Raw genomic sequence first — 4,862 nt, 5'->3', positions numbered from 1 at the left:
TGATCGCATGGTGAGCAAAATAAAGCGCGGGTTGTCTCGCGCTTTATTGTATTTATTTTGTGGTTTTTAATACCAATCGTGTTAAGTCGATTGGTATAATACCAATCGACTTAAATATTTAACCATTCTAGCGGGCTAAATAAAGCGCTAACTGCGTTATAAATTTTTCATGTAGAACAACTACATGTCAAAATTTATGCCTTGTTATCACTCCATTTATCTGTCGCTATAAATGGTCAGTAACTTAACACGATTGGTATAACAACTCATTAGTATAGCAGTGGTTATTGGGTATACATCTAGATATGGAAAAAGTATCAGAATTAGGAAAGTAAGAGAGCAAAGTATATTTTTAAGCGCCAGCGCTAAGCTTTTAAGTTATGAACTATTTTGCTGCTACCATGTACAACACTACCACCTTGATCATAGGTTGTTGAAGTTGGCACACCAATTAAAATATCTTTTAACTGTTTTACCGTTAATTGTGCCTGATGTGCTGCATGCGCATTGACATCATTCTTCTTTTTACATGATTCTAATAGTTTGCGCACATCACCAATTAGGTCTGATACTTCTTCAGACTCACTTTCATTATTAGCAAGTAATGCTTTGAGCTCTTTATCTAACGTTTGAACTTTACTTAAAAAGGTCAGTTTTTGCTTAGCAATATCTTTTAAGCCTTCACCACGACGAGAGGCTATCGCGGTTAACTCATCATCCAAGATATCAGCAAGTGATGTTAAGCAATTTAATTGCATAACAAGTTTAGAGCAAATTAAACGATTGTGATCAGCCATACACATCAAACTCAAACGCAGCGATATTTTTGGCTAACTTTTCAGCATCAATCTGATATTTACCTTCACTAATAGCCTTTTTAAGTTCAGCAACTTTATTACTATCAAAACCAGAAGATTGTTGCGCCTTATCTTGTAATGATTTTAATTGCTGAGCTTGCGGCGTCAAACTTACTGAATCAGCAGCTGCTTTAGGCGCATTTGCTTGTGCAGTATTTGCATTATTGTTTTGTAAATCAACTTTCTGCTGTTTGGCATTGGTCAACACATTAGCCTGTTGCTGACCTTTATTTACTTGGCTTACCATGATTTTAACCTATACGTTACCCAACTTATGCCTAGTTATCGGCACACACATTAGAAACTTTAGCATAAAAGTAAAAGTTTAGATAATTACTTGCACTGACTCAACACCGTCAACACGGGCATTTAAAACTTTTCCTGATTTTGCATTTTTTACTTTAACTTGCTCGCCTAAAGTACCATCTTCTAGGGCTAAACCGGAAGTTTTTATTTTTAACCCACGAATTACAGCAAAAATAGTCACATTATCTCCTTTGCACACCATACAAATTTGATTTAAAGCAACGGGATAACCGCTGCGAATATTACGTTTACTGCGACTACCAATTAATAGTTCTTCGTCTTGTAAGTACTGGGCGCGAACAAAATGTTTTGGCTTCATGATCAAGCTTAAATGGTGAGCTTCAATGACTTCACCGCGACTTAGGTTTTCACTCGCGACGACAACGGGTGAAAGCTCAATCATGCGTACGTGCACATACTGACTCCAACCATTTAAATCATTGCACTTAATTTGTACGGTGATCTGCCGACTAAAAGGAGGCTCGGTTGGAATAGTATAAGAAGGTGCACTTTCGCAACTGCGATCAGGAATGCGACTGTCTAAACTTAATGCATTAAGTTGTTTATCATCGGCGGTAGCGGGATCAAGTTGATCGTATATATAAGATACAGCGAGTTCTTGCAGTTGCTCTTTACTGTAAGTTTGCGCAGTCAGTGGTGTAACTAGGCATAGGCTAGCAAGAAAATAAAAAACACTGTATCTTCGGCTTTTTTTTAACAAACTCATAATGTTTCGACTATGCTTATGGTTGAAAACAGGGTATAAATATTTAGCGTCAATAAATAGACGCTCCCGTGTAGTTATGTAGCTTTACAGAAAGAAAGCAATTATTGTTCCGTTATTATTAGCTTTCTTTAGGAGATTGAAATGGCAGGCATTTTAGACTCAGTTAATCAACGTACTCAGTTGGTTGGGCAAAACCGCCTTGAATTATTATTATTCAAGCTCAGAGGGCGGCAGCGCTTTGGTATTAATGTGTTTAAAGTGAGAGAAGTACTGCAATGCCCTCCTTTAACAAACATGCCAAAATCAAACCCCTATATAAGAGGCGTCGCGCATATTCGTGGACAGACTATTTCTGTCATCGATTTATCGATGGCCGTAGGTGGCCCAGCGATCGAAAATATTAAAGATAGTTTTATCATCATTGCTGAATATAACCGTTCTGTACAAGGCTTTTTAGTCGGTGGTGTTGAGCGAATCGTTAATATGAATTGGGAAAAAATAATGCCGCCACCATCAGGGGCTGGTCGATATTCATATTTAACAGCAGTAACTGAAATTGAAAATGAACTGGTCGAAATTCTCGATGTTGAAAAAATCCTCAATGAAATTTGTCCAGTAAATACTGAAGTCAGTGCAGAGATAGCTAATGATGGTGAAATTCAAAAAGATTTAGGTGAGCGTATTGTATTTATTGCCGATGATTCAGCGGTTGCGCGTAATCAAGTCAAACGCGCGCTTGAACCACTAGGCGTACAAACAGAGCTTGCCAAAAATGGCAAAGAAGCGTTAATAAGATTACGAGAGATTGCCGAGCTAGACTGTAAAAACAATATCACCGAACGAGTAGGGTTGTTGATCTCCGATGTTGAAATGCCTGAAATGGACGGTTATACCTTAACAGCAGAAATTAAAGCAGATCCTAAATTAGCTCCACTGCATGTGATTTTACATACATCGCTCAGTGGTGTATTTAATCAGGCAATGATTGAGAAAGTAGGCGCTGATGACTTTATTGCTAAGTTCAACCCGGATGAATTAGCTACAGCAGTGAAAAAATGGGTTCATTGTGACTAATCTGAAAAGGCGGTGTAACTTTGGAAAATAAGCATTTAGAGCAAAGTGAGTACGATCAGTTTCGTTCTTTTTTAGAACAACAATGTGGCATTGTGTTAGGTGATAATAAGCTTTATTTAGTGAAAAGCAGACTTGCACCATTAATGGTGCGTTTTAATGTCGCATCTTTATCACAATTAGTGAGTAAAACGTTGAGTCCACATGAGCGGCAGTTACGTGCCGCCGTTGTTGATGCTATGACGACTAATGAAACATTATGGTTTCGGGACCAATATCCGTTTGAGCTTTTACAAAGCAAATTATTCCCTGAACATAAAGAATTACGTCGGCCGCTAAAAATTTGGTCCGCGGCAAGTTCGTCGGGCCAAGAGCCATACTCTATTGCTATGTCTGTTGCAGAGTTTCAGGCTAAACAGCCTGGTGTGTTAAAAATGGGTGCGCAAATTATCGGCACTGATATTTCTAACACTATGCTGGATATGTGTAAACATGCGGAGTATGACTCACTTGCTCTGGCCCGAGGGTTGTCGGTAGAACGCAGGAAAAAGTTTTTTAAAGACAGTGGTAATGGCATGGCGCAAGTGAATGAGTCGATTAAGAAGTTGGTTAGTTTTCGGCATCTTAATTTATTAGATTCATATGCACTGATGGGCAAGTTCGATATTATTTTCTGCCGTAATGTGCTCATTTACTTTTCGCCAGAAGTGAAAGCGAAAATTATTGCTCAATTTTCCCAAGCACTGAACCCTAAAGGGTATTTGTTTTTAGGTGCCTCTGAATCTATGTCGGGTTTAAGCGATGAGTTTGATATGGTGCGGTGTAATCCTGGCATTATTTACCAAAAGAAATAATGCCTTCGCATGACATAAATTAAATGCTAAATTTCCAACCGTTTTACTAGTAAAACTGAGTTAATAATCTTATAAACGATGTGTTACCACATCGTTTTTCTTTTTAAATCAAACCATTAAACACTTCGTGAAATTCTAATTCAGTTGGCTCATCTTTTGCATTAATCATCCTAAGTCAATTTTTTGGAGATGGTTATGGCTATCAGTTTTGATAAAGCATTTGGGGTTCATCCTCATGCAATGTTGATCCGTTCGCAACGTGCAGAGTTATTAGCAACCAATATCGCTAATGCTGATACGCCGGGCTATAAAGCGAAAGACATCGATTTTGCCTCAGCGTTAAAAGCGGCAAAAAGCCACCAACAAGGCGGCAATAGCATGGTCACTACGGATGCAAATCACATTGCCGGTGGCAGTCGTTATGTTGGTAATAGTGAAATGTTTCGCTCGCCAAATCAAACAGATACAGGTGATGGAAACTCGGTTGATATACAAGTGGAACGAAACTTGTATACAAAGAACTCATTAGAGTATCAGGCAAGCCTGCAATTTATGAGTAGTAAAATTAAAGGCCTTAAAAAAGCCCTCGGTAGTCAAGGAGCATAAGCATGAGTTTATATAACGTTTTTGATATTTCAGGTACTGGTATGAGTGCACAAAATGTGCGCTTGAATACAACCGCAAGTAATATTTCGAATGCGAATACCATTAGCTCAAGCCAAGACAAAACATACCGAGCGCGTCACCCTGTGTTTGCTGCTGAACTGATGAAAGCATCAGAATCAACAGGTAATAATAATCAGGGGTCGTCTGTTGGCGTTAAAGTACTAGGTATTGTAGAGAGTGATAAACCGCTGCAAATTGAATATAACCCAAATCACCCAAGTGCGGATGAAAATGGTTATATCTATAAACCTAACGTTAATGTCGTTGAAGAAATGGCTAATATGATTTCCGCCTCTCGCTCTTATCAAACCAATGTGCAAGTTGCTGATGCAGCGAAGCAAATGTTAAGTAAAACACTGTTGCTTGGGCAGCGGTAATTGA

7 protein-coding genes are annotated in these 4,862 nt (G+C 38.6%); 4 read left to right on the top strand and 3 right to left on the bottom strand.

The window, feature by feature from the left end; all coding sequences use genetic code 11:
* Window positions 1-365: 365 nt before the first annotated feature.
* The 3 genes from KAN5_RS09675 to flgA form a co-directional block, all read right to left on the bottom strand.
* A complete protein-coding gene (locus KAN5_RS09675) occupies window positions 366-797 on the bottom strand; it encodes a flagellar protein FlgN (protein ID WP_016710621.1) in 432 nt (143 codons plus the stop codon).
* A complete protein-coding gene (flgM, locus tag KAN5_RS09670) occupies window positions 790-1,104 on the bottom strand; it encodes a flagellar biosynthesis anti-sigma factor FlgM (protein WP_016710622.1) in 315 nt (104 codons plus the stop codon). Before flgM ends, KAN5_RS09675 begins: the two co-directional genes overlap by 8 nt.
* A gap of 78 nt (window positions 1,105-1,182) precedes the next feature.
* Window positions 1,183-1,890, bottom strand: a complete 708-nt coding sequence (gene flgA / locus KAN5_RS09665; protein WP_138554098.1) for a flagellar basal body P-ring formation chaperone FlgA — start codon at window positions 1,888-1,890, stop codon at window positions 1,183-1,185.
* Window positions 1,891-2,031: 141 nt separating this feature from the next.
* Here flgA and KAN5_RS09660 point away from each other — a divergent pair, with 141 nt between their 5' ends.
* The 4 genes from KAN5_RS09660 to flgC all read left to right on the top strand — a co-directional run bounded on the left by KAN5_RS09660 (window position 2,032) and on the right by flgC (window position 4,858).
* Complete coding sequence (locus KAN5_RS09660) at window positions 2,032-2,964, top strand: chemotaxis protein CheV (RefSeq protein ID WP_016710624.1); 933 nt, start codon at window positions 2,032-2,034, stop codon at window positions 2,962-2,964.
* A gap of 20 nt (window positions 2,965-2,984) precedes the next feature.
* The gene (locus tag KAN5_RS09655) at window positions 2,985-3,815 is read left to right on the top strand and encodes a protein-glutamate O-methyltransferase CheR (protein WP_016710625.1); all 831 of its coding nucleotides are present in this window, start codon (window positions 2,985-2,987) and stop codon (window positions 3,813-3,815) included.
* A 195-nt stretch (window positions 3,816-4,010) separates the two neighbouring features.
* Window positions 4,011-4,421, top strand: coding sequence for a flagellar basal body rod protein FlgB (flgB, locus tag KAN5_RS09650; protein ID WP_016710626.1), 411 nt, complete (start codon window positions 4,011-4,013; stop codon window positions 4,419-4,421).
* 2 nt (window positions 4,422-4,423) lie between these two features.
* Window positions 4,424-4,858 (top strand): flagellar basal body rod protein FlgC, encoded by a 435-nt coding sequence (gene flgC, locus KAN5_RS09645; RefSeq protein ID WP_016710627.1) that lies wholly within the window; start codon window positions 4,424-4,426, stop codon window positions 4,856-4,858.
* Window positions 4,859-4,862: the final 4 nt, after the last annotated feature.

Origin of the sequence: Pseudoalteromonas sp. KAN5 (assembly GCF_022846535.1) — a bacterium.
GTDB lineage: Bacteria > Pseudomonadota > Gammaproteobacteria > Enterobacterales > Alteromonadaceae > Pseudoalteromonas > Pseudoalteromonas haloplanktis.
Note: the sequence above shows the minus strand (reverse complement) of the source record. Positions and strands in the feature narration are given on the sequence as shown.

Bases quoted from the DNA above. Each gene is read 5' to 3' on its own strand.
- KAN5_RS09660 (WP_016710624.1), top strand. From the start codon at position 2,032: ATGGCAGGCATTTTAGACTCAGTTAATCAACGTACTCAGTTGGTTGGG.
- flgB (WP_016710626.1), top strand. From the start codon at position 4,011: ATGGCTATCAGTTTTGATAAAGCATTTGGGGTTCATCCTCATGCAATG.
- flgA (WP_138554098.1), bottom strand. From the start codon at position 1,890: ATGAGTTTGTTAAAAAAAAGCCGAAGATACAGTGTTTTTTATTTTCTT.
- flgC (WP_016710627.1), top strand. From the start codon at position 4,424: ATGAGTTTATATAACGTTTTTGATATTTCAGGTACTGGTATGAGTGCA.
- flgM (WP_016710622.1), bottom strand. From the start codon at position 1,104: ATGGTAAGCCAAGTAAATAAAGGTCAGCAACAGGCTAATGTGTTGACC.
- KAN5_RS09675 (WP_016710621.1), bottom strand. From the start codon at position 797: ATGGCTGATCACAATCGTTTAATTTGCTCTAAACTTGTTATGCAATTA.